This window comes from Aquimarina sp. I32.4, assembly GCF_002924285.1.
Lineage (GTDB): Bacteria > Bacteroidota > Bacteroidia > Flavobacteriales > Flavobacteriaceae > Aquimarina.
Genome location: NZ_PGUB01000227.1, coordinates 1 through 1,663, shown reverse-complemented (window position 1 = coordinate 1,663; position 1,663 = coordinate 1). Strand labels below are relative to the sequence as shown.

General features: G+C 32.9%; 2 protein-coding genes. Both read left to right on the top strand.

Annotated elements, in window-relative coordinates; genetic code table 11:
- Positions 1 to 282 precede the first annotated feature (282 nt).
- Entirely contained in the window at positions 283 to 1,059 is a 777-nt protein-coding gene (locus CVD18_RS23300) for a transposase (protein ID WP_233194625.1), read from the top strand.
- 62 nt (positions 1,060 to 1,121) lie between these two features.
- Entirely contained in the window at positions 1,122 to 1,631 is a 510-nt protein-coding gene (locus CVD18_RS23295) for a transposase (protein WP_233194624.1), read from the top strand.
- Positions 1,632 to 1,663: the final 32 nt, after the last annotated feature.

Below are 1,663 nucleotides of genomic sequence, written 5' to 3'. Positions count from 1 at the left end.
ATTCCCCACATCAGAATCCGATTAATTCCTCGAGCTAACGAAGCGTAAAAAACAGATGTTTCATATCTTTAGATTGGTTCATTAATAGGTCGATTTTTTAACTGGTGTTACTTTTGGGTAAACTCGGCAAACATTCTGATCGAAGTACTATCATTCTTGTCTTTAGATTGAGTTTGATGTGATAATTCCAGTGGTACTGCATTTTATGTAAGTCCGATCGAGATATTTTAGAATTTATACAGTGCTTCTTTTGAACCATTTTTATAACCTAAAGTTGGTATTATGAACAAAAAAATGGAATTAGACATCATCAATTTTCACTGTGCAGGAATTGATGTGGGGAGCAGAAGTCACTTTGTAGCAATAGGACAAGATCTTAGTGATGTTAAAGAATTTGGCGTGTATGCCGAAGATTTAGGAGCCATTTGCCTTTGGCTTAAAGAAAATGGTATTACCTCTGTTGCGATGGAGTCTACAGGAAGTTATTGGCAGAATTTATACGCTGAATTAGCCAAAAATGATTTTGATTTAGTGCTTGCCAATGGAAAATTTACTAAAAATGCTAGAGGTAAGAAAACAGACGTAAAAGATGCTAGATGGATACAAAAACTACACGCTTTAGGTTTACTAAGCAGTAGTTTTTTGCCTGATGAAACCACAGAAATACTTAGAACTTATTGCAGACAAAGAACCAATTGGTTACAATTAGCTGCTGAAGCATCCAGTAAAATGCAAAAATATCTTAAACTCCTTAATATGAGATTGGATGTCGTAGTTAAAGATGTTTGCGGTCTTACAGGTCTTAAAATTATTGAAGACATCTGCAAAGGAAACCTGAACCCTAATGAGTTAGCAAAACATAGGCATTTTAATTGTAGAAAGTCTCAAGAAGAAATAGCTAAAGCTTTAAAAGGGAATGAAAGGCAAGATTTCTTATTTGGACTTAAACAGGAATTTGAAAGTTACCAATTCTATCAAAAGAAAATTATAGCCTGTGATAAACAAATTGATAAGTTCTTAAAAAAACATATTAAACTTGATCCAATAAAAAAAAACTAAAAACCAAAAAGAAACCCTACAAAAGAATCAATAAAAACGCACCTAAAATAGAACTCAATCAAATGGCTTTTCAATATTTTGGAGGAATTGACTTAATGGAAATCGAAGGAGTAAGTTATGCAACTGTACTTACTATCATCAGTGAAATTGGCCCAGAGGGATTTACTAAATTCCCCACAGCAAAGCATTTTACTTCTTGGATGAGACTTGCTCCTAATAATAAAATATCTGGAGGAAAAATCCTTAGTCATAGAACTCCTAAAGGAAGTAACCGTATTAAAACAGCACTCAGACAAGCTGCAAATGCTATCGGAAACCTAAAAGATACTCATCTATCTAATTTCTTTAGAAAAATAGCCTTCAAAAAAGGAAGACAAGTAGCTGTAAGTGCTACAGCAAGAAAACTCGCCGTAATTATTTGGAATATGGTCACTAAAAAACAAGCTTATAAACCACCAACAGAATATTTATTCCTAGATCAAAAAAGAAAAATGGGACTCGTCAAAAGAATTAAAAAACAAATCAATAAATTTGATATCAAACCCGAAGATCTAGACTTTTCAACATCTTGATTTTCATTAATTAAATTTGACGTTAGTCGAGA

What these genes read in the sequence shown, in the direction of transcription:
- CVD18_RS23300 (WP_233194625.1), top strand. Translation starts at nt 283, where the DNA reads ATGAACAAAAAAATGGAATTAGACATCATCAATTTTCACTGTGCAGGA.
- CVD18_RS23295 (WP_233194624.1), top strand. Translation starts at nt 1,122, where the DNA reads ATGGCTTTTCAATATTTTGGAGGAATTGACTTAATGGAAATCGAAGGA.